Below are 26,273 nucleotides of genomic sequence, written 5' to 3' on the forward strand. Positions count from 1 at the left end.
AATACAAAAAATAACAATCACATCGTGTAATCACGATCCATTCTTCTTCGCAACCTTTTTATTGCCAAACTGTGAAGTTGACTCACACGAGTTTCTGTGACATTTAGAATCAGGGCTATATCATGCATATTAAGATCATAGTGATAATAGAACTGAAGTATTCGTTGTTCACGTTCAGGGATAGAGGCTATATGCTCAGCAATACGCAATGCGAGGTTGTTTTTTATCGATTGATGTACCGGGTCCAGCAATGCATTCTCGTCATCTGGCTGCTCCCAAAGATCATCATAACTTTCTTGTAATTCATCAATTGATAAAATTTGAATGCTGTTAGTATCAGCCAGCATCTGCTGAAATTCACACAGCGGCACCCCCATACGCTCAGCGATTTCCATTTCGCTGGCATTTCTCCCATTTTCTTGTTCGAGCTTTTGTATAAGGGCAGAAATTTCTCGCGAATGCTTTCTGATCCGCCGAGGGACCCAATCACGATCACGCAGTTCATCCATTAACGCCCATTTTATGCGTTGAGTAATCCAGGCACTCAGTGCCACCCCTTTACGCGCATCAAAACTGTCGACAGCAGAGATGAACCCGATAGCTCCCGCCTGAATCAGATCATCGAATTCGATACTGGCTGGAAGGCGTTTTTGTAAACGTAACACCTCCTTCCTCACCAGACTCTGATATTTATTCCACAACGTGATTTTATTATCTAAGCCAACATCCATATATACCCTACGCATCACATTTCTCAACCAACATTAATTCATTCAAAGTATCGGATGAAATTCAGCGTTCACATAGCGCAATAAGACTACGTCAACTTGACTAATTCATTTAATGAATTGTCGTGAATTTTAATCATTAAAGTAGTGGCTAATATTTCTTATTTAAAAAAACCAATACGGAGCCTATTTTTCAGCCAACAATCCTTGGCGTTTATCATGCGGTTTGGCTTTCAGCCGAACGGACTAGGGTGCAGCCTCATTGCTAAGCATAAAATTGCGCCCCCCGTTTTTCCAACGCATCCAACTACGCTTCTAATCCACCCGCGACCATGGCCGCTCCTGTCACCACTGCAAACCCGCGCCTTTGTTCGCCAGCGCGCGCCACTTTCACGGCAGAATTAAGTGCCAGAATATTGGTTTGATTGGCAATACTGTCGATCACACCATTGATATCGGCAATATGGCGCTAATTCACGGTGACCTACCCCATGATTTGCTCCACACTCAGCGTTAAAGCTCAGTGCTATATCAAGCTAATCAGGTACCACAGAAAATCTAAAGTCTGCTGTGTTAACTCCGCGTAATTAATATCTTCCATGTGTATGCTTTGCCCTCCTTTCAAGGGCTTTTTTAGTCCAAGGGGCTGCAGTTTATAGACGAAAAACAGACATCATTATTTGTGACCTCTGGCGCGAATTAGCCGCTCTGGCATTGTTAATAATCGGCAAAAATTATCTAATGAACGATATGATATCTCTCGGTTTTTCTGCCACGTTAGTCAGACATAAACGCCTCCTGATCCGTAATCATGATGGGAAGTCTGTGACGCTCCCTGCCAGTGCCGCGCTCTGTTTAGCGGCACTGGTAGAGGCGCAAGGTGAAGTGTTATCACCGGAACAGCTAATGGATATTGGCTGGCGTCAGGTCGGTTTTGCCGCCACTGAAAACAGCGTGCGCGTGATGATCAGCAAATTACGTCGTGCGCTGGTGTCGCTGGATCTTGATCAACAGATTCACCTGCTGGCCGTGACACGCAGCGGTTACCGTTTGATAGTACATACCTCAGATCCTGAGGATCTTCCTCCCTGCCCAGCGCCGCTCGATGCCCACCAACCCGAAGTTCAGCCTTTCCGCTGGCAACGCGCGCTGTCGATGACCCTTGGCGGCATTGTTGCCGGTATCGCGACAGGGTTGGTCGCACAACACTTATGGCTTCTCACACCCAAAAAAATCGATTTTGTCACCTGGCATGGTGGGGCGGTGTCGGTTGAGAGCCGGGTATGGGTGCCGAAGCATCAGCAAACGCACCATGAACTGATTGAAGCCACACTGCTGACCTACACACGCTATGTTTTGGGCCCCGATCGGCCCGCTGCTCGGGAGTTGTATATCACGCTGGGTATCGCCAGCTCCCATCATCATCAAGGCTTGATCGCCTGTCACCAACCTTTGCAGGAAGCCAACAATGGGTGTGAATCCTACTATTTCCGGGTTAATTAAATTTCCACTTAGCGCGCTGTTTCTGGGTGGTTTTCTCCTCGCGCTGACCATCATTATCGGGCGGTGGTGGCTGATCTCATCCCAGCAAGCGCAATGCAGTTTCCCCCTGGCGTTTTATGACATCAAAAACCAACAGGAGGTGGTGCTGACACAAGGCATTTATCGCAGCTATCGTGATGGTTTTTATCACGGTCACACCAGTTATATCGGCACATTGTCGCGCTTTATCGATGGTGTGCCGATCGCGCCGGTGACCCATATCAATCGCGCCATCTGGTTTGAGCACAAATTCCATTACAACCTTTTGAAAATTAAGGCCACACATCTCAGTCGGGGGTTGGGGGACAAGAGTCATGACGACGACGTCAGAGAGTATGTGTTCCCCCATATCCAGTTAGGCGATATCAGCGTCATTGGCCTCTATCTGTTGAACGGCAAGGTACTGGCCTCTGGCACCGAGAATACACCGCGCAACATCTGCATCAGGTAGCGCCGGGTTAACGCAGTGCGGCCACAAAGTGCGAAAGGCAGGTGAAAATATGCGCCATCAGTTGTGTAAAGAGAGGTGCCAGCGTGACGGTGTTTAGGAACATCGCTATTAAATTGAGAAAGCGCGCAGTAACCGGCATGTTATCGATGCTGAAAAGCCGCCCGGTGCAGCTTGCTACTGCGCCACCAGCAGGAATGATTGCCACGAAACTGGCCTGCCGCATTACCACTGACGGCAAGGTGCCAATGGGGTTTCAGGTACGGGTGTGCGGTGGCAACCGCTGTGTGCGTTTGTCCGGTTTAAGCGGTGAAATGGTGCTCCCCGCAGGATTCCCGGCTGGCGGGCCACTGTGGTTTGAGTATGTTTCAACGGTGCGCGGCGTGATTGCGCCTGCGGTGACGATTTTGAGTAATCAGGTGACTGTGGGGTATGTGTGGTAAGCGGGCGCTTTACTGCGCCCCACGGCTAATATCGAGAAGTCATCGCGCTACTTTGCCAGCATCGCTTTTGCTCGATTTAGCTCATCACGTGCGTCATCCAGTTTGCGCTGCTGCTTCTCAATTTTCTCGTGGCGACCATCGGCTTGTGCTTCACGCAACGACTGTTCACGCTCCTGCACCTTCTGCTGTTTTTCCGCCACTTTCTCCTGGCGCGCTTTAAGTAAACCACTGTCTGTGCAGTGTTCACTATTTTCACGCAGTGCTTTCTCCAATCCTGCAATACGCGCCTTATTGCCCTGCTCACGTGCCATTGAAAGCTCTTGCTGAATCTCCTGCTTTTTAGCTTCACAACCGGTTGTGTCATTGGCCGCTTGTGCAGACATCACCGTCAGCGAAGTCACTAAAACTGAAAGAGAAATTAATACCTTTTTCATCATGTACCCAGTGTTTAATAATAGAGGAGCGATTATAAGGATTGTTCTTAACAGGTTCTTAAGGGTGATCAATTTCAGGCAAATAAGGGAGACGGGATGTGTCAGGGAGATAATTCAGGCAAAAAAAAAGCCGCTCATAAGCGACTTAATTTTTTGCATCAATCGATGGTGCCGAAGGCCGGACTCGAACCGGCACGTATCTCTACGGTTGATTTTGAATCAACTGCGTCTACCGATTTCGCCACTTCGGCACTGAAGAGGATGCGGAAAACGTTGGGGATTATACCGTTACGAACGAAGTGCGCAACTGGAATCAACAGGGTTGTGCGCTAAGCGTTGAAAAAATCAGCACTCTGAGTGCGAATACAGCAGTCAGAGTCCTCAAGCAGGGTAATTTTCCGTTTTGTGCATCGGGAAAAGCATCTGTGTAGGCAGCGGGCGGCCTAAAGGTCGCCCCTACAAGACTGGAGCCCACACTGGAAAAACCAGAACACTCCCAAAGTGCCGCACTCCCCTCTTTGATTTGGAACTTTCCTGGCATTCATGGTTCATAACCCAAACTGACAGTGTCAGATGTATAAAGACAACGAGGTTGAGATGATTAAAGTAGCGAAAGGCCCAATTTGGGGATTGGGGATCGCGGCAGCACTGGTTGCTGGAAGCGCATCAGCGGCGAGCTGGCAGGATCAACTGAGCAGCGCGGCGTCGCAGCTGTCTCAGCAAAACAATAGCACCTCTACCACCAGCAGCACACAGAACGGCGGTCTGTCACTTTCGTCGCTGACTGGATTGCTGAATGGCGGTGATAAAGCGGTTAGCGCTAACAGCATGACGAATGCCGCAGGCGTGATGTCTTACTGCGTGCAACACAACGTGGTGGATAACAACGTGGCATCGGTGAAGGATCAGGTCCTGAGCAAGCTCGGTCTGAGCAGCACCACCGCGCAAGAGCAGAAAACCGATTACCAGCAGGGTCTGCAAGGTTTGCTGAACACCGGCAACGGCCAGCAGCTGAACCTGCAGAGCCTGAGCAATTCACCGATGGGTGAGAAGGTGAAGACAAAAGCCTGTGATGTGGTTCTTAAGCAGGGCAAGAAGTACATCGGCATGTAATATCCGCCATCATTCAAGGCGCAGGTGCGTTGGCTGCTCTCGTTCCCCCGAGCTCATCGGGAGTCTCTCGGTTGCTGCCTGCCTGCATCATGAATGGTTTGGGATAGCAATATTCTGGCGCGAGCTGTCCCTCGCGCCTTTTTTTGTCTTCAGCGCAATAAATTGCGCCGCTACGGTTATATTGTAGGCGCGTCCGATAGCGACGACGGGTGGCCTGAAGTTCGCGCCCTAAAAAATGTGGCGTCCAACACCGTGGCTACTGCATCAAATCATGCGTTTCCGCCGCCACGCGTTCCAATACTCCCACCGCTTGCTCATAGGATTGGATATTGGTGTAGCCAATCACCAGCCCGTAGCGCTTTTGTGTTTGTGTATACCAACCGGAAAGCGGTAATACGCGCAGTTGGTGGCGCTGCCAAATCTCCGCCAGTGCCACGTCCTGAATGCCCCGTTGCAGGAAGGCGACGATGTGCATGCCGCCATCGGTCAGTTCAAACTCAAACAGCTGGGGAAAACATTGCTGGAGCGCATCCAGCATCATGCGGCGTCGTTGCTGATACAGTGTGCGCATCTTCTTGATGTGACGATAGAAATGCCCTTCACTAAGAAACTCCGACAGAATTTTTTGCGGCAGCAGCGGCATGCCGGTTTCCAGGATTTCACCCAGCTCACGGAAGCGCTCAATGGTCTCTTGCGGCATCACCAGGTAACCGACGCGCATAGCGGGCATCATGGTTTTGCTGAAGGTGCCGGTGTAAATCACGCGATCGTGCGCATCCAGGCTTTTTAGCGCGGGGATCACTTTGCGCGTGTAGTGAAACTCTCCGTCGTAATCATCCTCAATGATCCAACTCTGATTCTGCTGCGCCCACTCCAGCAACTGATGCTTGCGCGGCAACGAGAGCGTGACAGCCAGCGGGCTGTGATGTGTCGGCGTCACCACCGCAAAGCGTGCGTCTGAGTGATAGCGTTGCAAATAATCAACATCAACGCCTTCACGATCGACTGGCACGTAGTGCAGATTAGGTGCGATGCGCTTCAACAGTTTCTGGCCAAAGAAGTAGCCAGGATCTTCAAACAACACCTTGTCATGAGGATGCGCTAACACCGCCAGAATCAGCCGCAGATTCGCGCGGTAGCCGGTGGTGATGAAGATCTGCTCCGGCTGGCAGTTCAGGCCGCGCGAAATATTCAGATAACTGGCAATGGCTGCACGCAGCGGCTGATAGCCCATGACCGAAGGCATGATCATCTCGTCCGGACGCAGTGTGCGCGCCGCTTTACCCGAAATCAGCAGCCACTTTTTGTGCGGAAACTCATCCAAGGCTGGAATACCCAGCCGCAGCTCGCCTTTGCTTTCAATCACCGGACGCTCAAGACGGGCGGGCTCTGGCGCAGGTGAGACCGGTGACGCATCGCCGAGATTGAGTGCGGGATTCACACGCGTACCTCTGGCGCCCTGGCTCACGAAATACCCTTCCCCGATCAGGATTTCATAGGCGGCTTCGACGGTTTTCCGCGCCACTTGCAGTTCACTGGCCAGCACCCGGATCGCAGGCACGCGATCGCCCGGCTTCAAGCGCCCTGCCACAATCTGATCGCGATAACGTGTATAGATCTCTTTGTAACCCATCTGATGTCCTTCGCGAAACACAGTGCGCATAAATGCGCACCCTACAAAATGAGTGCTTGAATGAATAAGAGACAGAACATGTCCTACCTGTTTTTGCCGATATTGACCCTTTTCCCTCAGACATAGAAGTTTAAGATGCCTGCACTTGACGCGCTATCTCATTAAGGGGAATTCATGAAACTGCTGCACATTCAGGTTAGCCCGGATCTGGCCGGATCGGCCTCACGCATCGCCTCGGCGCGGTTGGTTGAGAAACTGCGCGCGCAGCATGGCGAACTGGAAGAGACCATTGTCGATCTGGCACAGCACCCACTGCCACACCTCGACGCCTTCACCATCGGCGCTTTCTTTACCCGCCCTGAGGAGCGTAACGATGAACAGCGTGCTGCGATTGCCACATCCGAAAAGCTGGTGGACCAGCTGTTTGCCTGCGACACCCTGGTTATCTCATCGCCGATGTGGAACCTCGGCTTGCCGTCAGTGTTAAAAGCCTGGTTCGACCATATCACCCGAGCCGGAAGGACCTTCGCCTTTACCGCAGAAGGCACCAAAGTGGGCCTGGTAAACGGCAAAAAAGTCTACAGCGTAGTCGCCAGCGGCAGCGTGTTTGCCCACGGCCCCTTTGTACAGGATGACCAGTTCACGCCTTACATTCGCGTGGCGCTGGAGTACATCGGCATCACCGATGTGAATTTTATTCGTGTTGATGGCACCCATGATCCCATCAGCCGCGACACCGCCTTACCCCATGCTCTGCAAGCTATTGACCGTCTATTCTGAATGAGGAAAACATCATGACTTCACGTGTTAACCATTTTAAAACTGCGCCAGCGCTGGCCAAATCCATGTCCGATTTCTCCAATACCGTCGCCAATACCGCGCTGGAGAAATCACTGAAACATCTGATCGATATCCGTGCCTCACAGCTGAACCACTGCGCCTTCTGCCTCGATATGCATGTGAAACAGGCGAAAATTGATGGCGAGCGCGAACTGCGTCTGCATCATGTTTCGATCTGGCGTGAGTCTCCGCTATTCAGCGCCCGCGAAAAAGTGGCCTTTGCGCTGACCGAAGCCCTGACCCGCATTGGCGAGCAGGGTGTCGATGAAGCGCTGTACGGTGAGTTGCGTGAGCACTTCTCCGAGGGTGAAATCAGTGAGCTGACTTTCAAGATTGCCGCCATCAACACCTGGAACCGTTTGATGATTTTGTCACAGATGGTGCCCGGCTCTCTGGACAGCGCTTATGGGTTAGATCGTGCTGATTTGCGTTAATTTTTCCCGCCAGTAGCCACTGCTGCTGGCGTTGTCATGTTCATCTGCGCTGCCTGACGCTATAGTGAGATTTTGCACCACACAGGACAGCGCGCATGAAAGGCATCAACATTGCGATTTACTTCGACCCCGACCTGATTCGCATCTGCGTTCACCAGCAGGATGAGAGCTATCTCAGCCAGACGTTCAATTACGACGACAGCGTCATTGAAGAGATATATCAATGGCTGGAGCAGTTCACACCGAATCGCACTCACATTTGCCTGATTGAGCACGATACTGCCGATATCCTTGCCGATGAACTGGTGGATAACGGCTATCACGTCCATCAGGTCAGCCAACACGACCTCTTAAGCTGGTTCGCCAGCGAGCCACCGACGACGCCCGATGGTTCCCCCGTGCGTGCGCTGCTGCGCTATCTGGAAAATGAAAAGCCCGCTGAATATCAGTCACGCACGCCACAGATTGAAGCACTGATGGATATGCTGGATGAGCTGGACGATTTGGAAGCCGTCGATGAAGTCGAGGATGAAGATAGCTTGCCCGATGACGTTCTGCGTCTGATGAAGCAGAAAAAAATCACTGCCGGTGAAGCGGCACAGCGTTTGCTGCCAGAGGTGAATGAGCGCATTCGCGAGCATCTGATCAGTTACCCAGAACTGATGACGCCAGAGCTGCTGGAGGATTTCTTCCCCGAGCTGCTGGAAGCGATGGAAACGCCGAAACATTGATCATTTGAGGTGCGCATGAATGCGCACCCTACGCATTGTAAGGTCGTCATTTATGGCGATCTTTTCAAACCACATCCTTGGGAAAAAACATGTTTGAACTGTTTAAAGCCATCGGTCTGGGATTGGTGGTGCTGTTGCCACTGGCTAACCCGTTGACCACGGTGGCGCTGTTTCTCGGTCTTGCGGGAGACATGAATTTCCAGGAACGTAATCGCCAGTCTTTGCAGGCGTCAATTTACGTGTTCCTGATCATGATGGTGGCATGGTATGCCGGTAATGCGGTACTGCATACCTTCGGCATCTCGATTCCTGGCCTGCGTATGGCGGGCGGACTTATCGTCGCCTTTATCGGTTTTCGTATGCTGTTCCCTGCCAAACCCGTGGGTCATTCGGTGGAAGCCGAGCATAAGCAGGATGAAATCGACGCCAATATAAAGCGCGAGAGCGTGAATATCGCTTTCGTGCCGCTGGCGATGCCGAGCACGGCGGGTCCTGGCACTATTGCGATGATCATCAGCTCTGCGTCAACGGTGAAATCTGGTGTTGATTTCCCTGACTGGGTGGTGACGGTAGCGCCGGTGCTGACGTTCCTGGCTGTGGCGGTGATTTTGTGGATTTCGCTGCGCAGTTCAGGCGCCATTATGAAGCTGGTCGGTAAAGGCGGAATTGAAGCGATTTCGCGTCTGATGGGCTTCTTGCTGGTGTGTATGGGCGTGCAGTTTGTGATTAACGGCGTGTTAGAAGTGGTGCGGAGTTTTCACTAAAATCCAGGGCGCCATCAATGGCGCCCCTACATTGTACTGTGTGTAATGACATGATTAGCGCATTCACATAGTAGGGTGCGCATTGATGCGCACCTGGTTTTCAATTTTTATTTCAATGTCTTACGTACATCTGCAACCTGATCTTTGGTCACCGCTGGTGCATTGTTGCTCCAACCCTGACGGATAAAGGTCGCCAACTGCGCCACTTCATCGTCCGTCAAACGCTGGCCAAAGCCCGGCATCGCCAGTGTTGACGGTGCTTTCTCAGTCGATGGCTGCTGCGCACCTGCAAGGATGGTGTGGATCAAACCGGTCGGATCTTTAGCATTTACAATTGTTGCCTGATCCAGCTCTGGGAAGATACCTGGCGCACCTTTGCCGGTCACGAAGTGACACGCACCGCAGTTATCGATGTACAGACGCTCACCTTCCGACAGATTTTTCGCTGCGGTCAGTTTCGCTTCCGTTGCCTGCTGCTTTTGCACGTTGTACGCCTGCAGCGGCGGGTTGCCACCAATAAACTTCAGGTAAGCGGCAATCGCTTTCAGATCGGCATCGGTCATGTGTGAGCTGGAGTGCTCAATCACTGACTTCATCTCTCCGCCCACTGCCGCTTTGTCGTTACGGCCGGTTTGCAGGTAATCAACGATCTCCTGCTCGCTCCAGCGCGGCAAACCACGCAATGACGGCACATCCCAGTTATTCAGGCTGCCACCGGCCAGGAACTGATCGTCACCGCTGTCGAGCGCTTTCTCGTTCATGCCCAGACCGCGCGGCGTATGACAGCTGCCACAGTGACCAAGACTTTCCACGATATAAGCACCGCGATTCACTTCTTCAGACGCGCCGCCAATTGGCTGGAACGGCTTGTCAGAGGTGAACGCCCAGTTCCAGAAGCGCATGCCCCAGCGCTGGCTGAACGGGAAGCTCAGTTTGGTCTCTTCTGGCTGCTCGCTGCTCGGCTTCACGCCTTTCATGAAGTAGACATACAGCGCGTGCATGTCTTCATCACTGATTTTGGCGTAATCCGGATAAGGCATCGCCGGATAGAGGCGTGAACCGTCTGGCAGTACGCCTTTACGCACCGCATCAGAGAACTGCTGCTCGCTGTAGTTGCCGATACCGTGTTCTTTGTCTGGCGTAATATTGGTGGAGTAGATGGTGCCGAGATTCGACTCAATCGCCAGACCGCCGGCGTAATCTGCCTTGCCCGCCACGGTATGGCACGCCATGCAGTCGCCAAGGCGTGACAGATATTCGCCCTGCTTGATCAGTGCGGCTTCATCTTCCGCGTGTGCCTGTACCGCAAAGCTTCCCAGCAGCACGGCGTTAGCGATTAACAATGATTTTAATTTCATGTGCTTATGCCTGTACCAGTGGGCCGGGGTTTTTCAGATAGTGTTCTTTGATCGCCTGCGCCGCCATCAGGGTAATCGCGCCGATGGTATCGGTCGGGTTGGCCTGGAAGTTTTGCGGGAAGGCGTTACCGCCCGGTACAAACACGTTATGCACATCCCAGCTCTGCAGGTATTTGTTCAGCGCCGAGGTTTTAGGGTTATCGCCCATGACGGCACCGCCCACGTTGTGGGTGGAAACGTATTTAGTCAGGTCAAAGTCTGCGCCCATTGGCAGGAAGCTCATGCTCATGCTGTCTGGGTTCAACTCTTTGGCGATATCACCGACGATGCCTTTCAGGTGCTGTTGCAGCTTGAGTTCGTTCTCTTTCCAGTTGAACGTCATGCGCAGCAGTGGCTGACCACGATGGTCGGTGTAGTGCGGATCCAGATCCAGATAGATATCGCGATACGACTGGCAAGTGGTCGTGATGCTGATCTTCATGGAATGGTTGTACCACTGCTCCAGACCCTCTTTGTAACCCATACCCCAGCTTGGCGTGCCTTTTGGCAATGCAGCCGCCATGGGTGTACCGGTGGCCTGCGAACTGTGGATTTTCGCGCCGCCGAGGAAACCAAGGCCTGGACCGTCGAAGTTGCCTGGTGAGATGTCGTTAAACATCTGGCCCGTCGCGCCCGCAGTAGCGTAAGAGTTGAAGTTCTTGTCTTTGAAGAACAGAGTTGCACCGCCGTTCGACAGGAACGCGTAGTTACGACCTACCACACCCTCTTCGGTGATCGGGTTGTACGGCTTGCCAATGCCGGACAGCAGCATCAGACGCACGTTGTACAGCTGGAAGCTGGAGAGCACCACGATTTTGGCAGGCTGGAACACTTCATTGCCGTCCACATCGAAGTAGAGAACGCCCTTCGCGGTTTTGCCATCATCATGCAGAACCACTTTGTACACTTCAGCGTGCACTTCGTATGAGAAGTTCGGCAAACGCTTCAGCGCATCCATCACTGCAGTTTGTGGTGAGGCTTTCGAGTAGTTCAGGCACGGATATTTCGAGCAGTAACCGCAGTAGTTACAAGGCGCGATTTGGTTGCCGTACGGATTTTTCCACGCGCGTGAAACGCACGCAGATGGGTTCGGGAACGGATGGTAACCGAGTTTAGTGGCGGCCTCTTTGAACATCACGTTGTTCAGCGTGTCTTCCAGCGCTGGCAGCGGATAGGGTTCAGAGCGTGGGCCTTCAAACGGATCGCCGCCTTCCAGAATCTGACCGCGCAGGTTGCCGGTGTTACCCGACTGGCCGCAGATCAGTTCAAATTTGTAGTAATACGGCTCGATCTCTTCCCAGGTGAACGGGAAGTCCATCACGCGCATATCTTCCTGCAGCACGCCTGGCTTGTAAGCCTGATCGACATAGGTCTTCAGCTTGATGTCGGTCGGCGTTGGACGAATCAGTACTGCCGTCCAGTGCATACCTGCGCCACCCACACCAGTACCTGGAGCAAATGCGCCCCATTTACGGGTTGGTAATGCCGTCTGGCTCATGTTGTAACGCACGGTGACCGCCACTTCTTTCGGGGTCGCGAACACTTTGTTACGTACGTTGTAGGCGTATTCATCCGCCGGTTTCGGGTAGGCGAAATCCGGGTAATCACGCTCACCGCCACGCTCTAACGCGCGCACTTCTAATCCTGCTAATGCCAGTTCGATACTCATCAGCGAACCGGCCCAGCCGAGGCCGCAAACAACGACGTCGACTTCTTTCTTTGTAATCTGTGCCATGTTAATCCTGTCTCACATACCAAATACGGGGGGAGGCTTACGCGCGCTCACCCAAGAGGCTGACCGGTCCCAGCGGGTACGGCACGTTGTGCTGTTTCACCCATTCGGTGAAGCTGGCACGCGCACCAGGGAAGCCGATAGCAATCCAGGCTTTCATGCCTTTGTTGCCGCCGTACATCGGATCGGCGAGGTAGCCGTGTTTGGTATCTGCAAGCAGTTGGCCAAAGAACTGCGAGGCTTTCAGGTTCGGCTCGCCCAGTGCAGCGAAGTCGATACCGTCGTTTTTGTTGACCTTGGTCAGCACCGCATCTTTCTCTTCCAGCGACAGCTCGTGGAACGCCTTTTGATAGGTGCTCTGTGTCCACTGATTCACCAGTTTAATCCCGGTGTGATACATCTCTTGCGGGGTAAACGGAATTTGATAACCCATGGTGGCGGGCGCATGCACATCAAACGGACCTTGCATGTAAATTTCGCCGCCAAATTCTGGGCTGTGTAATTGCTGATCGATGAAGATCGGCACGTTGGTTTCCAGTGCACCAGGTGCTTTGCCATTACCACCGGCCGGAATCAGACGATCGGTCGCAGCCAGAATGAACTGCCACTCCTCCGCGCTGAAAAAGATCGGTTTATAGTCGGCGAGTTCAGGTGCTGCCATTTCCGCAGCTTGCGCCGCAGTTAATCCCTTAAATACCAGGTCGCTTAATGGCAAAGCCAACAGCGACCCGAGTAAAAACTTACGTCTGGTGGTCGGTTTATTAAGAAGCATGGCGCGACGACTCTCACTTGCTAAGAAAGATAATTATTTTTGTTAATGGCTTTATAAATCGGTAAATAACCTGGCAATCTTAGGGATACAGATATTTCTGAATGTAAAAATTAAATTAAAAATGTGTTTTGATGAGAAACCATCATCATGTTGAATTTAGGTTAAGGACTGGTAAAGGGCTTTCGAGGCGGGAATTTTGCTTTTAACCGTACAAATGCTGTGTTTTTAGCGATTCATGATGGGCAATTGACCAAAACTGATCGCGAAAAGAAATAATCGCGCACATCAATCGATGAAAATAAATCATACTTCCATACAAGAGAATTATTCTCATTAATAACATTTTATTTACTTAATTGACCAGCCTGTGAACGATTTATTTCCTGGAAATGACAAGCAGCGCACAAAATAAGCGTGATAATCGCCAAATGTTATCAATTGTTAATTTCTGGCACAGCTCAGAACAAACCGGCATTTTGCCTGAGCGGCAGCAGCGATAGAGTCGATTAATCTATCACTCAGGAAAATAATAAATGCGTGCATTGATTATGTTGGTCACTTTATGGATCAGCGCGTTTGCGCTGCAGGCTGCCACCCCGAAAGACACACTGGTGGTGGCCGTGCCGTTGGATGGCATCATCAGTTTCGACCCGGCGGAAAGCTTTGAAACCGTCAGCAACAGCGTGCAGCGCAACATCTACCAGACGCTGGTGGAAGCGGACCGCAACACGCCGCAGAAACTGTCTCCGTTGCTGGCAACCTCATGGCAGACCGGCAGCACGCCACACAGTCTGGTGTTTAACCTCAAGCCGGGTGCTCACTTCTCCAGTGGCAATCCTGTGACGCCGCAAGATGTGATCTTTTCACTGACGCGCGCTGTGCAGTTGAACAAAGCGCCTTCTTTTATCCTCGCTGAGTTTGGCTGGACCAGCGCGAATATCGCCAGCCAGTTTAAGGTTCTGAATGACCATCAACTGGAGATTCAGTGGCCAGCCGCGATTGGCCAGGATCTGGCACTGCGCCTGCTGACCGCGCCGGTGGCATCGGTAGTCGACAGCAAAACCGTGCAGCAACATGCCGCAAATAACGATCTCGGTAACGGCTGGCTGCACACCAATACCGCAGGCAGTGGCGCCTTCACCATCCAGCAATATGTGCCACAGCAGGCGCTGGTGCTGAGCGCCAATAAGCAGGCTAATCCACAGCCGCACCTGAAGCGTATTTTGCTGAAAGGTGTGGCCGATGCCGGCGCGCGTCGTCTGTTGATTCAGCAGGGTGATGTCGATGTGGCTTACCAGCTGGGACCGGATCAGATTGATGCGCTGAAAAGCGATAAAAACCTGCGCATCGATGCCTTCCCCTCAAGCCTGGTGTATTACCTCGGCTTTAATACGCAGAACAAAGCACAGCCCGCGCTGGGTAATCCGGCCTTGTGGGAAGCGGCGCGCTGGTTGGTAGACTATCAATCCATCTCAAAGGATCTGCTGAAAGGGCAATACCGTATTCATCAGAGCTTCCTGCCGCAGGGCTTCGACGGTGCGCTGGACGATCAGCCCTTCCATTACGATGTCGCAAAAGCCAAAGCGATATTGGCCAAAGGCGGTATTAAACCGGGCAGCAAATTTGCGCTGACGGTGATCAATCAGCCGCCTTACATTGATGTGGCGCAGGCGCTGCAAGCCAGCTTCGCCAAAGCGGATGTGCACATTGAATTGCAGCCGGTGGCGGAATCCGAGCTGTGGAGCAAAATGCGCGGCCGTGATTTCCAGTCGATCTTTATCTACTGGGGCGCGGATTACGTGGACCCCAACACCAATGCCAGCGCCTTTGCCTACAACGTGCCGGGCGGCTCGAAAACCCTGGCGTGGCGTGTCGGTTGGGAGATACCAGAACTGAGCGCGAAGACGCGGGCAGCCGCAGGCGAAAGTGATGCCGCTAAGCGCCGTGCGTTATATACCGATTTGCAAAAGACGCTTCAGCAGAACTCGCCGTTTGTGGTGCTGCTGCAAGGGGCGCAGCAGGTCGCGGTGCGTAATAACGTGAGCCATGTCCAACAGGGGATTGGTGTGAGCCTGCTTTATTTTGATGCGGTGCAGAAGCAGTAACGTCAAATCACTCACACTGATGTAGGGTGCGGCCTGCAAGCTGCGCCCTACAAGATACCCTTCGTGGCGCAATAAATTGCGCCGCCACCAGCCTCACTTGCTATTCTTTCAGGCATAACCTGTTGCCTGCGAGTGAAAAAACATGACCACCCCGCTCTTGATTGCTCAAACGCCTGACATCCAGTTATCCCTGCTTTCCAATATGGCCAACCGCCACGGCCTGATCACCGGCGCTACCGGCACCGGGAAAACCGTGACGCTGCAAAAAATCGCCGAATCTTTCTCTAATATTGGCGTACCGGTATTTATGGCCGACGTGAAAGGCGATCTGACGGGCGTAGCAACTGCCGGGGAAGGTTCGGAAAAACTGCTGGCGCGACTGGAGAAGATCGGTGTGACCGACTGGCAAGCGCAGAAAAACCCGGTGATGGTGTGGGATATTTTTGCCGAGAAGGGTCATCCGGTCCGCGCCACCGTTTCCGATCTCGGCCCGCTGCTGTTGGGGCGTTTGCTCAACCTCAATGAGGTGCAATCCGGCGTGCTGCAAATCATCTTCCGCATTGCAGACGACCAGGGCTTATTGCTGCTGGATTTTAAAGATCTGCGCGCCATGACGCAGTACATCGGCGATAACGCCAAATCCTTCCAGACCCAGTACGGCAATATCAACAGCGCCTCGGTAGGCGCCATTCAGCGCGGTCTGCTGGCGCTGGAGCAGCAAGGTGCCGAGCACTTCTTTGGTGAACCGATGCTGGATATCCGTGACTGGATGCGCTGTGACAGCGAGGGCAAAGGGTTTATCAATATCCTGTCCGCAGAGAAGCTCTACCAGATGCCAAAACTCTATGCCACCAGCTTGCTGTGGCTGTTGGCTGAGCTGTACGAGCAACTGCCGGAAGCGGGTGATGTGGATAAGCCAAAAATGGTGTTCTTCTTTGATGAAGCGCACTTGCTGTTTACCGATGCTCCGCCGGTTTTACTGGAAAAAGTCGAACAGGTGATTCGACTGATTCGATCCAAAGGGGTGGGCGTCTATTTTGTGACGCAGAACCCGGCAGATATTCCTGACAACGTGCTTGGTCAGTTGGGTAACCGCGTGCAGCATGCCCTGCGCGCCTTCACGCCGAAAGACCAGAAAGCAGTGAAAAGCGCCGCCGAAACCATGCGCGCCAATCCCGCCTTTGACACGGTCGAGGCGATCCAGGCACTCGGCACCGGCGAAGCGCTGATTTCATTTCTCGATGAAAAAGGCAGCCCGTCAATGGTGCAGCGCGCAATGGTGATCGCGCCGGGCTCACGTATGGGGCCGATCAATCAGGATGAGCGCAACGGCCTGATCAATAACTCTCCGTTGTACGGTAAATACGATACCGAAGTGGATCGCGAATCTGCGTTTGAGATGCTGCAAAAAGGGGTGCAGGCCGCACCACAGCAAGCCAATGCGCCCGAAGCAAAAGGCAATAACGTGGAAGTTGATGATGGCATCCTGGGTGGATTGAAAGACATTCTGTTTGGCACCACCGGACCGCGCGGCGGGAAGCGCGATGGTGTGGTGCAGAGCGTGGCTAAAAGCGCGGCGCGTCAGGTGACCAATCAGATCATTCGTGGGGTATTGGGCAGCTTGATGGGTGGGCGCCGTCGTTAACCTATTGATTTAATGCGCCATCCGTAGCGACACCTCTGTCCGTGGGAATACGTTTGCAGGCCCGCGCGATGAATCGCGCCGCTACGCTTGGGTGCCAGGGGCGTGCCTTGGCGAACAGAACGGAAGTGACCTTAATCTGTGGTCTGCTAAGATCGGTATATGGATAAACATCAACAACTCATACGGAGTAAGCGCTTAGCGCTGTCGTTGCTGCTGATTGCCGCCGCGACTTTTGTGGTCACGCTGTTTCTACCGCCCAATTTTTGGGTGCTGGGGCTAAAGGCGATTGCGGAAGCCTCGATGGTCGGTGCGCTGGCGGACTGGTTTGCGGTGGTGGCGCTGTTTCGTCGCGTGCCGGTGCCATTTATCTCACGCCATACGGCGATTATTCCGCGTAATAAAGATCGTATCGGTGAGAACCTCGGACGCTTCGTGCAAGAGAAATTTCTCGATACCGACTCACTGCTGGCGCTGATTCGTCGCCACGATCCCTCGCAGATGCTGGCGCAATGGCTCAATACCCCCGGCAATGCCGATCGCATTGGCCGTCATCTGTTACAGGTGATGCGCGGTTTCCTCGACCTGACTGATGATGAACGTATTCAACGCTTTATCCGACGTGCGGTGCACCGGGCGCTGGATAAGGTCGATCTCACGCAGTCCAGCGCGCTATTACTCGACAGCCTGACCAAAAACAATCGTCATCAGGAGCTGTTGGATGCCGCCGTTCAGCAACTGCTACGCCTGCTGCATAAGCCCGGTACGCGAGAGTTTATTGCCACGCAGATTGTGCGCTGGCTCAAGCGCGAGCATCCAATCAAAGCCAAAATGCTGCCAACCGAATGGCTGGGCGAGCACAGTGCGGATTTAGTGGCGAATGCGGTCGATTCGATTCTGGACCAGGTGGCACTCGATCAGGGCCATGAATTGCGGCTCGGTTTTAACCGTGCGGTGCAACGGTTGATTGAGAAGCTAAAAACCGATCCCGAAATGGCGGAGCGTGCCGAGGTGATCAAAAACTGGTTGAAAGAGGATGAGTCACTGAATCGCTACATCGGCGAACTGTGGCAAGACCTGCGCAACTGGCTTAAAACGGATCTCGCCAGCGATGATTCCCGTGTTCAGGAGCGCGTCAGACTGGCGGCGCTGTGGTTCGGTGAAACTCTTGCCGCCGATGAAACGCTACGCACCTCAATGAATCAGCATCTGGAAGACGCCGCACGCAGTGTGGCACCTGAGTTTGCCGAATTCCTGACGCGCCACATAAGCGATACGGTGAAAAGCTGGGATGCGCGAGAGATGTCGCAACAGATCGAGCTGAATATCGGCCGCGATTTGCAGTTTATCCGCATCAATGGGACCCTGGTGGGCGGGACGATTGGCTTGATTTTGTATCTGTTGTCGCAGTTGCCGGTTCTGGTAGAGACAATTCGGCAATAAAAAGGTCGCCATCAGTGGCGACCCTACTTCGGTTTCGTAGGGGCCGCATACATGCGGCCCACTCTTCAATCAACGACGTTTCAGCAGCATATACAAGCTAATCGCAAAGAACGCGGCGCTTGGCAGGATGGCACCCAGAATTGGCGGGATGCCGTAAACCAGGCTGAGTGGGCCGAAGATCTGGTCCAGTACGTAGAACAGGAAGCCAAAGCTAATCCCCGTGACCACACGTACCCCCATCGACACGCTACGCAGCGGACCAAAGATAAACGACAGCGCCATCAGCATCATCACCGCCACGGAAAGTGGCTGGAAGATTTTGCCCCACATATTCAACTGGTAGCGTCCGGAAACCTGGCCGCTCTGCTTGAGATATTTGGTGTAGTTATACAGGCCGCTGATCGACAGGGCATCCGGGTCCAACGCCACCACACCGAGTTTGTCGGGAGTCAGGTTGGTCTTCCACTCTCCGCCCAGACTCTGTGAACCGGTGATTTGCTTAGCATCGCTGAGGTTGGACTCATCCACCTGCGACAGCACCCACAATTTCTTATCCGCATTCCAGGTGGCACTTGCGGCATAACGCACGCTCTGTAAACGACGCTGATCGGTGAAGGTATAAATGCTGACACCATCGATTTCGCTATCGCTTTTAATGCGTTCGATGTAGATGAAGTCATGGCCATCTTTTGCCCACAAGCCACTCTGTGTCGACATCAACGAACCGCCATACAACTGCTGTGCACGGTAGTTACGTGCCATCTGCTCGCCCTGGGGCGCAACAAACTCACCAATGGCCATGGTCAACAGCACCAGTGGGATGGCAGTTTTCATCACGGCCAGCGCCACCTGCAGACGGGTAAAGCCCGATGCCTGCATGACGACCAGTTCACTGCGCTGCGCCAGCGTCCCTAAACCCAGCAGCGCGCCAAGCAGCGCCGCCATCGGGAAGAAGATTTCGATATCTTTCGGTACGCTGAGCAAGGTGTAATAACCGGCATCCAGTGCGGTATAGGCGCCCTGCCCGGTTTTACGTAGCTGATCGACAAACTTGATGATGCCCGACAGCGACACCAGCATGAACAGCGTCATGATGATGGTATTGAAGATGGTTTTACCGATATAGCGATCAAGGACCTTAAACATCACACCGATCCTCCACGGCTAAAGCGGCCACGAATGCGTCGCATCGGTACCGTATCCCACAGGTTCAAGATCACCGCCAGCGCCAGATAAGCGAAGTTCACCACCCACATCCAGATCGCGGGATCGAACTTGCCTTTCGCCGCGTTGGACCGCAACGAACTCTGCAACAAGAAGAAGATCAGGTACAGCAGCATGGCGGGCAGCATTGACAGCACACGGCCCTGGCGTGGGTTGACCACACTCAGCGGCACCACCATCAGCGCCATCACCAACACGGCAAATACCAGGGTTAAACGCCAGTGAAACTCCGCCTGGAACTGCGGTGTTTTGTTCTTATACAGCGTGCTGATGCTCGCCTGATCGGCGTCGTTTGGATCGAGCGTGGCTTCTTTGTAGCCCACCAGCGCCTGATAATTGGTGAAATCCGTGATACGGAAATCGCGCAACATGGCCGTGCCTTCAAAGCGCGTGCCTTTATCCAGGGTCACCACCTGCGAGCCGTCTTTACGCTGCTCCATATGACCGCTGTCGGCTAGCACCACTGAAGGGCGTGCATTCCCTTTCGGACGCAGTTGCGCCAGGAACACGTTACCAAAATGATTGCCTTTCACGTTTTCCACAAACAGCACGCTATTGCCGTCGCTGGAGGTCTGGAACTGACCCGCCGCAAGCGCCGCCGCACCTGGGTTGGCTTTGGCATTTTGTGTCACTTCGTCCTGATAACGTGATGACCATGGCCCTAACCAAATGACGTTGACTGCCGCTACCGCCGAGGTAAGCAACATCAGAATCATCGCGGCCTTAACCAGCACGCTTTTACCCAGTCCGCAGGCATGCATCACCGTAATTTCACTTTCGGTGTACAGCCGCCCAAGGGTCATTAAAATCGCCAGAAACAAGCTTAGGGGCAGGATAAGTTGTGCCATTTCAGGCACGCCCAGTCCTAACAATGTCAGAACCAGATTTGTTGGGATCTCGCCATCCACCGCAGCACCCAAAATCCTGACTAACTTCTGGCAAAAGAAGATTAGTAGCAGGATGAACAGGATAGCCAGCTGGCTTTTGAGCGTTTCCCGAACCAGATATCTAATGATGATCACGCTTAGTACGCCTGTGATAACTTGTCTTTTTGCAGGAAAATCGCTAGTTTCAACGCTTATCAGCCATTTTTCTTCATCAATGGCCGTCATCGTAGCTAAAATAGTATGACGAACGCGTTAGAGTGGTGAAAAACCAACACATTTCCACCCCTACTCATTATGACCGCCAGCGTTAAATTGTCATGGCGTCGCAACAAAATAATGGGTTACGAACGCGCTACATTCTAACGACAGCTAAGGCCGTTGTCTTTAAGATTCAGGAGAGTGCATGGAGTTCAGTGTAAAAAGCGGTAGCCCGGAAAAACAGCGTAGCGCCTGCATCGTTGTTGGCGTTTTCGAACCGCGCCGTTTATCACCTATTGCCGAGCAGCTGGATAAAATCAGCGACGGCTACATCAGCGCTCTGCTGCGCCGCGGTGAACTGGAAGGCAAGGTTGGCCAGACGCTGTTGCTGCACCATGTGCCGAATATCCTGTCCGAGCGCATCTTACTGATTGGCTGTGGTAAAGAGCGTGAGCTGGATGAACGCCAGTACAAACAGGTGATTCAGAAAACCATCAATACGCTGAACGACACCGGCTCAATGGAAGCCGTATGCTTCCTGACTGAACTGCACGTTAAAGGGCGCAATACCTATTGGAAAGTTCGCCAGGCGGTGGAAACCTCTAAAGAAGCGCTCTACAACTTCGATCAGTTAAAAAGCAATAAGGTCGAGCCACGCCGCCCGCTGCGTAAGCTGGTGTTCAATGTGCCAACGCGCCGTGAACTCACCAGTGGCGAACGTGCTATTCAGCACGGTTTAGCGGTGGCAGCCGGTGTCAGAGCCGCCAAAGATCTTAGCAACATGCCGCCAAATATTTGTAACGCCGCGTATCTGGCGTCGCAGGCGCGTCAGTTGGCCGATGCTTACAGCAAAAATGTCACCACGCGTGTGATCGGCGAACAGCAGATGAAAGAGCTGGGCATGAACGCTTACCTGGCGGTCGGTGCCGGTTCGCACAATGAATCGCTGATGTCAGTGATTGAGTACAAAGGCAGTACCGATCCGGAAGCACGTCCGATTGTGCTGGTCGGTAAAGGCCTGACCTTCGATTCCGGTGGCATCTCGATCAAACCCGCTGACTCGATGGATGAGATGAAGTACGACATGTGCGGTGCGGCCTCAGTGTACGGCGTGATGCGCATGGTGGCGGAACTCAATCTGCCGCTGAACGTGGTCGGCGTACTGGTCGGCTGTGAGAACATGCCGGATGGCCGCTCGATGCGTCCTGGTGATGTGCTGACTACCATGTCCGGTCAGACCGTGGAAGTGCTGAATACCGATGCCGAAGGCCGTCTGGTGCTGTGTGACGCGCTGACCTACGTAGAGCGTTTCGAGCCAGAAGTGGTGATTGATATTGCTACCCTGACCGGTGCCTGCGTGATTGCACTGGGTCACCATGTCAGTGGTTTGATGTCAAACCACAACCCACTGGCCCACGAGCTGATCAGTGCTTCCGAGCAGTCCGGTGACCGTGCGTGGCGTCTGCCAATGGCCGATGAGTATCAGGAACAGCTGGAATCCAATTTTGCCGATATGGCGAACATTGGTGGCCGTCCGGGTGGTGCTATCACTGCCGCCTGTTTCCTGGCACGCTTCGCCCGTAAGTTTAACTGGGCACACCTGGATATCGCAGGCACCGCATGGCGCTCTGGCAAGGCCAAAGGTGCCACTGGTCGCCCGGTTCCTCTGCTGTCGCAGTTCCTGTTGAACCGCGCCGGATTGAACGGCGACGATTAAAGTCTTCTGCGATCATTGAAACGGTGCGCATAAATGCGCACCCTACAGGACTTGTAGGGTCGCCTTTAATGGCGACCTTATTATTGGACGCAGCGGTCTTGCTGAAGCACAATGCCCCACTGTCATCAATGGAAATAACCCCGCCATGAAAAACGCCATTTTCTATGTGATGGAGTCAGAAAGCCCCAGCGACGGCCTCAGCGCCATCGAAGCACTGGTGTGCGATCTGGCAGAAACACGCTGGCGTGACGGCAAGCGCATTCTGATTGCCTGTGAAAACGAAGAGCAGGCCAACCGTCTGGATGAAGCGCTATGGCAGCGCCCCGCCAACGCTTTTGTGCCCCATAACCTGGCCGGTGAAGGCCCGCGTTACGGTGCGCCGGTGGAACTGGCCTGGCCGCAGCGCCGTGGCAGTTCACCGCGCGACCTGTTGATCAGTTTGCTGCCACAGTTCGCAGATTTTGCTACGGGTTTCCATGAAGTGATAGACTTTGTTCCTTACGAAGAATCCTTAAAACAACTGGCGCGCGACCGCTATAAAGCCTATCGCAGCGTTGGTTTCCAATTGAATACGGCGACGCCACCTCCGCCGCAAACGACAGTGTAGAAATGGAAAAGACATATAACCCGCAAGATATCGAGCAGCCGCTCTACGAGCACTGGGAACAGCAGGGCTACTTTAAACCGAATGGCGATACCAGCCAGGAAAGCTTTTGCATCATGATCCCGCCGCCGAACGTCACCGGCAGCTTGCATATGGGTCACGCTTTCCAGCAGACCATCATGGATACCATGATCCGTTACCAGCGTATGCAGGGGAAAAATACCCTGTGGCAGGCAGGTACTGACCATGCCGGTATCGCGACGCAGATGGTTGTTGAACGTAAGATCGCCGCTGAAGAGGGCAAAACCCGCCAGGATTATGGTCGTGACGCCTTCATCGACAAAATCTGGCAGTGGAAAGCGGAATCTGGCGGCACGATTACGCGTCAGATGCGTCGCCTCGGCAACTCCGTGGATTGGGAGCGTGAGCGCTTCACCATGGATGAAGGCCTGTCTAACGCGGTGCGTGAAGTCTTCGTCCGCCTGTATAAAGAGAACCTGATTTACCGTGGCAAGCGCCTGGTGAACTGGGATCCTAAACTGCGCACGGCTATCTCCGATCTGGAAGTGGAAAACCGCGAGAGCAAAGGCTCTATGTGGCATATCCGCTATCCACTGGCTGACGGCGTTAAAACCGCAGAGGGCAAAGATTATCTGGTGGTTGCCACCACCCGTCCGGAAACCCTGTTGGGCGATACCGGCGTAGCGGTAAACCCGGAAGATCCGCGCTACAAAGATCTGATCGGCAAAGAGCTGATCCTGCCGCTGGTGAATCGTCGCATCCCGATCGTCGGCGATGAGCACGCGGACATGGAAAAAGGCACCGGCTGCGTGAAGATCACCCCGGCGCATGACTTTAACGACTATGAAGTCGGTCGTCGTCACAAGCTGCCGATGATTAACATCCTGACCTTTGATGGCGATATCCGTGAACGTGCGGAAGTGTTCGACACCAATGGCGAAGTCAGCGACGAGTGTGCGGATGAGATCCCAGCCCAGTTCCAGAAAATGGAACGTTTCGCGGCGCGTAAAGCCATTGTGGCTGCGGTTGACGAAATCGGCCTGTTGGATGAAATCAAACCTCACGACTTAACCGTTCCTTACGGCGACCGTGGCGGCGTGGTCATCGAGCCAATGCTCACCGACCAGTGGTATGTTCGCACCGCTCCGCTGGCGAAAGTCGCGGTTGAAGCGGTAGAGAATGGTGATATCCAGTTCGTACCAAAACAGTACGAAAACATGTACTTCTCGTGGATGCGTGACATTCAGGATTGGTGCATCTCACGTCAGCTGTGGTGGGGCCACCGTATCCCTGCATGGTACGACAATGACGGTAACGTCTATGTTGGCCGCACGGAGCAAGAAGTGCGTCAGGAAAATAACCTGGCTGACGTGGTCGTTCTGCGTCAGGACGACGACGTGCTGGATACCTGGTTCTCGTCTGGTTTATGGACGTTCTCCACCCTGGGCTGGCCAGAGAATACTGAAGCGCTGCGCACCTTCCACCCAACCAGCGTGCTGGTGAGCGGCTTCGATATTATCTTCTTCTGGATCGCGCGCATGATCATGCTGACCATGCACTTCATCAAAGATGAAAACGGTAAGCCGCAGGTACCGTTCAAAACCGTCTATATGACCGGTTTGATCCGTGATGAAGAAGGCCAGAAGATGTCGAAATCGAAAGGTAACGTCATCGATCCACTGGATATGATCGACGGGATTTCGCTGGAAGATCTGCTGGAAAAACGCACCGGTAACATGATGCAGCCACAGCTGGCTGAGAAGATCCGCAAACGTACCGAGAAGCAGTTCCCGGACGGTATTGTGGCATCCGGTACCGACGCGTTGCGCTTTACCCTGGCTGCGCTGGCCTCAACCGGCCGCGATATTAACTGGGATATGAAGCGTCTCGAAGGCTATCGCAACTTCTGTAACAAGCTGTGGAACGCCAGCCGTTTCGTGCTGATGAATACCGAAGAGCATGATTGCGGCCAAAATGGCGGCGAGCTGAAGCTGTCGCTGGCGGATCGCTGGATTCTGACCGAATTCAACAGCACCGTGAAAGCCTATCGTGAAGCGCTGGATAGCTATCGCTTTGATATCGCTGCCAACATTCTGTATGACTTCACCTGGAACCAGTTCTGTGACTGGTATCTGGAGCTGACCAAGCCAGTGATGGACAACGGTAGCGAAGCGGAACTGCGCGGTACGCGTAATACGCTGGTCACCGTGCTGGAAGCCTTGCTGCGTCTGGCGCATCCGATCATTCCTTACATCACCGAAACCATCTGGCAGCGTGTGAAGGGTCTGAAGAACATCGATCACGATACCATCATGCTGCAGGCCTTCCCGCAGTTTGATGCGGCGAAAGAAGATGCCGAGGCGAAAGCCGATATCGAGTGGATGAAGCAGTCGATTGTCGCGGTGCGTAACATCCGTGCTGAGATGAACATTTCTCCAGGCAAACCGCTGGATGTGCTGCTGCGTGATTGCTCTCCTGCGGCACAGCGTCGCGTGGAAGAGAACCGCAACTTCCTGTCTCGTCTGGCGCGTCTGGCCAGCCTGGAGATTCTGCCTGCGGGTGAGAAAGGGCCACTTTCAGTCACTAAGATTGTAGAAGGCGCTGAGTTGCTGATCCCCATGGCGGATCTGGTGAACAAAGAAGCGGAGCTGGAGCGTCTGGCGAAAGAGCTGACCAAGCTGGATGTCGAGATTGAGAAGATCCAGGTCAAGCTGGCGAACGAAGGCTTTGTTGCTCGTGCACCGGAAGCGGTGGTGGCGAAAGAGCGCGATCGCATCGTTGAGCTGGAGCAATCAAAAGCAAAACTGATTGAACAGCAGGGCGTGATTGCGGCATTGTAAGCACATCAGTCCAATTGCTAAATCATAGCCGGGCACTGCCCGGCTTTTTTACCCCGGAAGAGAATGATGACCACCGCTACGCCACTGAATTTGCAGGTGCGCCCGATTACTGCGGCCGATAACCCTCTCATTGCGCAAGTGATCCGTGATGTGTCAGCCGAATTCGGCCTTACGGCAGATAAAGGCTACACCGTTTCGGATCCCAACCTCGATCGGCTGTTCGAACTCTACAGTGAAGCCAATAGCGCGTACTGGATCGTCGAGCATGACGGGGTGGTGGTTGGCGGCGGCGGTGTGGCACCGCTGGCGTGCAGCGCGCCGGATATCTGCGAATTGCAGAAGATGTACTTCCTGCCGCAGGTGCGCGGTTTAGGTCTGGCGCGTGGGCTCGCGCTGCGTGCCATGGACTATGCGCGTCAACAGGGCTTTCGCCGCTGCTATCTGGAAACCACCGGCAGCCTGACGCGAGCGATTAAGCTCTACGAGTCGCTGGGATTCGAGTTGATTGATAACGCCATGGGCTGCACTGGCCACGGTGACTGCGAAGTACGGATGCTGAAGGTACTGTGATGCAGACATGA

General features: G+C 53.5%; 23 protein-coding genes, 1 tRNA gene and 1 pseudogene. 15 read left to right on the top strand and 10 right to left on the bottom strand.

What is annotated here, in order from left to right; all coding sequences use genetic code 11:
* Positions 1 to 17: 17 nt before the first annotated feature.
* Both fliA and LK04_RS20190 read right to left on the bottom strand, forming a co-directional pair.
* Positions 18 to 746, bottom strand: a complete 729-nt coding sequence (gene fliA / locus LK04_RS16155) for an RNA polymerase sigma factor FliA (protein WP_039327649.1) — start codon at positions 744 to 746, stop codon at positions 18 to 20.
* Positions 747 to 1,074: 328 nt separating this feature from the next.
* Positions 1,075 to 1,197: pseudogene (locus tag LK04_RS20190) on the bottom strand (methyl-accepting chemotaxis protein); the annotation flags it as partial.
* A 356-nt stretch (positions 1,198 to 1,553) separates the two neighbouring features.
* On the opposite strand from LK04_RS20190, the gene LK04_RS16160 reads away from it, so the two are divergent.
* The 3 genes from LK04_RS16160 to LK04_RS16170 all read left to right on the top strand — a co-directional run bounded on the left by LK04_RS16160 (position 1,554) and on the right by LK04_RS16170 (position 3,161).
* Positions 1,554 to 2,231, top strand: a complete 678-nt coding sequence (locus LK04_RS16160) for a winged helix-turn-helix domain-containing protein (RefSeq protein ID WP_158649444.1) — start codon at positions 1,554 to 1,556, stop codon at positions 2,229 to 2,231.
* Positions 2,197 to 2,721 (top strand): hypothetical protein, encoded by a 525-nt coding sequence (locus LK04_RS16165; RefSeq protein ID WP_039327645.1) that lies wholly within the window; start codon positions 2,197 to 2,199, stop codon positions 2,719 to 2,721. Before LK04_RS16160 ends, LK04_RS16165 begins: the two co-directional genes overlap by 35 nt.
* A gap of 137 nt (positions 2,722 to 2,858) precedes the next feature.
* A complete protein-coding gene (locus tag LK04_RS16170; protein ID WP_052205873.1) occupies positions 2,859 to 3,161 on the top strand; it encodes a flagellar protein FlhE in 303 nt (100 codons plus the stop codon).
* Positions 3,162 to 3,208: 47 nt separating this feature from the next.
* Here LK04_RS16170 and LK04_RS16175 read toward each other — a convergent pair whose 3' ends face one another.
* Both LK04_RS16175 and LK04_RS16180 read right to left on the bottom strand, forming a co-directional pair.
* On the bottom strand, positions 3,209 to 3,595 hold the full coding sequence (locus LK04_RS16175) for a DUF1090 domain-containing protein (protein WP_039327643.1): 387 nt from the start codon (positions 3,593 to 3,595) through the stop codon (positions 3,209 to 3,211).
* Between the two features lie 166 nt (positions 3,596 to 3,761).
* Positions 3,762 to 3,846 (bottom strand) — tRNA-Leu (locus LK04_RS16180).
* 346 nt (positions 3,847 to 4,192) lie between these two features.
* Here LK04_RS16180 and LK04_RS16185 point away from each other — a divergent pair.
* Entirely contained in the window at positions 4,193 to 4,708 is a 516-nt protein-coding gene (locus LK04_RS16185) for a DUF2501 domain-containing protein (protein ID WP_052205877.1), read from the top strand.
* A gap of 256 nt (positions 4,709 to 4,964) precedes the next feature.
* On the opposite strand, the gene LK04_RS16190 is transcribed toward LK04_RS16185, so the two are convergent.
* Positions 4,965 to 6,341: a PLP-dependent aminotransferase family protein gene (locus LK04_RS16190; protein ID WP_039327641.1), complete on the bottom strand. Its 1,377-nt coding sequence runs from the start codon at positions 6,339 to 6,341 to the stop codon at positions 4,965 to 4,967.
* A gap of 174 nt (positions 6,342 to 6,515) precedes the next feature.
* Between LK04_RS16190 and LK04_RS16195 the strand changes: the two genes are divergently transcribed.
* The 4 genes from LK04_RS16195 (at position 6,516) to LK04_RS16210 (ending at position 9,110) form a co-directional block, all read left to right on the top strand.
* The gene (locus LK04_RS16195; protein WP_039327639.1) at positions 6,516 to 7,121 is read left to right on the top strand and encodes an FMN-dependent NADH-azoreductase; all 606 of its coding nucleotides are present in this window, start codon (positions 6,516 to 6,518) and stop codon (positions 7,119 to 7,121) included.
* A 14-nt stretch (positions 7,122 to 7,135) separates the two neighbouring features.
* Positions 7,136 to 7,615 carry a carboxymuconolactone decarboxylase family protein gene (locus LK04_RS16200; protein WP_039327637.1) on the top strand — a complete coding sequence of 160 codons (480 nt, stop codon included), beginning with the start codon at positions 7,136 to 7,138 and terminating at the stop codon, positions 7,613 to 7,615.
* A 95-nt stretch (positions 7,616 to 7,710) separates the two neighbouring features.
* On the top strand, positions 7,711 to 8,346 hold the full coding sequence (locus LK04_RS16205) for a hypothetical protein (RefSeq protein ID WP_039327635.1): 636 nt from the start codon (positions 7,711 to 7,713) through the stop codon (positions 8,344 to 8,346).
* Positions 8,347 to 8,435: 89 nt separating this feature from the next.
* Positions 8,436 to 9,110: a MarC family NAAT transporter gene (locus LK04_RS16210; protein ID WP_039327634.1), complete on the top strand. Its 675-nt coding sequence runs from the start codon at positions 8,436 to 8,438 to the stop codon at positions 9,108 to 9,110.
* 107 nt (positions 9,111 to 9,217) lie between these two features.
* Here LK04_RS16210 and LK04_RS16215 read toward each other — a convergent pair whose 3' ends face one another.
* Genes LK04_RS16215 through LK04_RS16225 form a run of 3 tightly spaced genes read right to left on the bottom strand, consistent with a single transcriptional unit; the run spans position 9,218 to position 13,011 of the window.
* Positions 9,218 to 10,468, bottom strand: a complete 1,251-nt coding sequence (locus LK04_RS16215; RefSeq protein WP_039327632.1) for a c-type cytochrome — start codon at positions 10,466 to 10,468, stop codon at positions 9,218 to 9,220.
* Between the two features lie 4 nt (positions 10,469 to 10,472).
* A complete protein-coding gene (locus tag LK04_RS16220; protein WP_039327630.1) occupies positions 10,473 to 12,242 on the bottom strand; it encodes a GMC family oxidoreductase in 1,770 nt (589 codons plus the stop codon).
* Between the two features lie 37 nt (positions 12,243 to 12,279).
* A complete protein-coding gene (locus LK04_RS16225) occupies positions 12,280 to 13,011 on the bottom strand; it encodes a gluconate 2-dehydrogenase subunit 3 family protein (protein WP_039327627.1) in 732 nt (243 codons plus the stop codon).
* Positions 13,012 to 13,544: 533 nt separating this feature from the next.
* On the opposite strand from LK04_RS16225, the gene LK04_RS16230 reads away from it, so the two are divergent.
* The 3 genes from LK04_RS16230 to LK04_RS16240 all read left to right on the top strand — a co-directional run bounded on the left by LK04_RS16230 (position 13,545) and on the right by LK04_RS16240 (position 18,201).
* Positions 13,545 to 15,116, top strand: a complete 1,572-nt coding sequence (locus LK04_RS16230) for an ABC transporter substrate-binding protein (RefSeq protein WP_039327625.1) — start codon at positions 13,545 to 13,547, stop codon at positions 15,114 to 15,116.
* 142 nt (positions 15,117 to 15,258) lie between these two features.
* Positions 15,259 to 16,761 (top strand): helicase HerA-like C-terminal domain-containing protein, encoded by a 1,503-nt coding sequence (locus LK04_RS16235; protein ID WP_039327623.1) that lies wholly within the window; start codon positions 15,259 to 15,261, stop codon positions 16,759 to 16,761.
* A gap of 159 nt (positions 16,762 to 16,920) precedes the next feature.
* Positions 16,921 to 18,201 carry a DUF445 domain-containing protein gene (locus tag LK04_RS16240; protein WP_039327622.1) on the top strand — a complete coding sequence of 427 codons (1,281 nt, stop codon included), beginning with the start codon at positions 16,921 to 16,923 and terminating at the stop codon, positions 18,199 to 18,201.
* 69 nt (positions 18,202 to 18,270) lie between these two features.
* Here the strand turns inward: LK04_RS16240 and lptG are convergent, their stop codons facing one another.
* Entirely contained in the window at positions 18,271 to 19,347 is a 1,077-nt protein-coding gene (lptG, locus tag LK04_RS16245) for an LPS export ABC transporter permease LptG (protein ID WP_039327620.1), read from the bottom strand.
* On the bottom strand, positions 19,347 to 20,447 hold the full coding sequence (gene lptF / locus LK04_RS16250; RefSeq protein WP_039327618.1) for an LPS export ABC transporter permease LptF: 1,101 nt from the start codon (positions 20,445 to 20,447) through the stop codon (positions 19,347 to 19,349). The genes lptG and lptF overlap by 1 nt, the downstream gene beginning before the upstream one ends.
* Before the next feature lie 268 nt (positions 20,448 to 20,715).
* Between lptF and pepA the strand changes: the two genes are divergently transcribed.
* The 4 genes from pepA to LK04_RS16270 all read left to right on the top strand — a co-directional run bounded on the left by pepA (position 20,716) and on the right by LK04_RS16270 (position 26,262).
* Entirely contained in the window at positions 20,716 to 22,227 is a 1,512-nt protein-coding gene (gene pepA, locus LK04_RS16255; protein ID WP_039327616.1) for a leucyl aminopeptidase, read from the top strand.
* 145 nt (positions 22,228 to 22,372) lie between these two features.
* The gene (locus LK04_RS16260) at positions 22,373 to 22,834 is read left to right on the top strand and encodes a DNA polymerase III subunit chi (RefSeq protein ID WP_039327614.1); all 462 of its coding nucleotides are present in this window, start codon (positions 22,373 to 22,375) and stop codon (positions 22,832 to 22,834) included.
* Positions 22,835 to 22,836: 2 nt separating this feature from the next.
* Positions 22,837 to 25,692: a valine--tRNA ligase gene (locus tag LK04_RS16265; protein ID WP_039327613.1), complete on the top strand. Its 2,856-nt coding sequence runs from the start codon at positions 22,837 to 22,839 to the stop codon at positions 25,690 to 25,692.
* Positions 25,693 to 25,755: 63 nt separating this feature from the next.
* Entirely contained in the window at positions 25,756 to 26,262 is a 507-nt protein-coding gene (locus tag LK04_RS16270; protein ID WP_418903610.1) for a GNAT family N-acetyltransferase, read from the top strand.
* Positions 26,263 to 26,273: the final 11 nt, after the last annotated feature.

The organism is Pantoea vagans (assembly GCF_001506165.1).
GTDB lineage: Bacteria > Pseudomonadota > Gammaproteobacteria > Enterobacterales > Enterobacteriaceae > Pantoea > Pantoea vagans_C.